This is a genomic window from Polaromonas sp. P1_G4 (assembly GCF_056405475.1).
Genome location: NZ_JBFUCA010000954.1, coordinates 1 through 810, shown reverse-complemented (window position 1 = coordinate 810; position 810 = coordinate 1). Strand labels below are relative to the sequence as shown.

The window sequence follows — 810 nt, the reverse complement described above, 5'->3', positions numbered from 1 at the left end:
GATCGTATAGATAGGTAAGCGGCAACCACTCCTGCGGAAAATCGGGAACCTCAAAATCATAAAAATAGGCCAAGGCATCAAACGCCATAGTCAACCCCCTGTATTTCTATCAGACATCGAATTCTCGGCACGCCAATTTCCCATTACAAGGAAACCTCCGCATGCCGAGCAATAAACGCAGGCACAGCAGGTTTCGCACAACGCTGCAGTCCCATTAAAACCGAGTGATCAGTTCTTGCAATACGATGCCGGATACGCAAGTCATGCTGTATCTGGTGCAACAGTAATGCCGCCATCTCCGCATCAGCCATAGCCCTGTGCGCGCGGCCGGCTTTAGGCAAGCGGTGGTAGTCAATCAGCACGCCGAGCTTGTGGCTGGGTGCCTGGGGATACAGTCTTCTGGCGACCAGCATGGTGCAGGCAAAGGGCTGGGTTGCCGTCTCCCCTGCGCGGCTTAGTTCAGCCTCCCAGAACCTGCGGTCAAAAGAAGCGTTGTGCGCCACCATGGGCGCGTTGCCGACAAAGCGATTTGCTTCGGCCATGACTTTCTCGGCTACAGGCGCGGCGGCAACCATGGCGTTGCTGATGCCTGTCAGGCTTTCGATAAAGGACGGGATATAGCGCCCCGCGTTCATGAGGCTTTGAAACCTGTCCACCACCTGGCCGTGCTCGACCAGCACGATGGCCACTTCGGTCGCACGGTCACCCATCGCGGGCGACAGGCCTGTGGTTTCAAAGTCGATGACGGCGATGCGGCTCATGGCTCAGGTGTGTGTGGTCGCCAAAAATGAAAACACCATGAAATCAACC

General features: G+C 56.0%; 1 protein-coding gene. It reads right to left on the bottom strand.

Annotated elements, in window-relative coordinates:
- Positions 1–143: 143 nt before the first annotated feature.
- Positions 144–761, bottom strand: coding sequence for a 3'-5' exonuclease (locus tag AC1D1X_RS24695; RefSeq protein ID WP_477670428.1), 618 nt, complete (start codon positions 759–761; stop codon positions 144–146).
- Between the last annotated feature and the right edge of the window lie 49 nt (positions 762–810).

Coding starts and splice junctions, on each gene's coding strand:
- AC1D1X_RS24695 (WP_477670428.1), bottom strand. CDS start 761: ATGAGCCGCATCGCCGTCATCGACTTTGAAACCACAGGCCTGTCGCCC.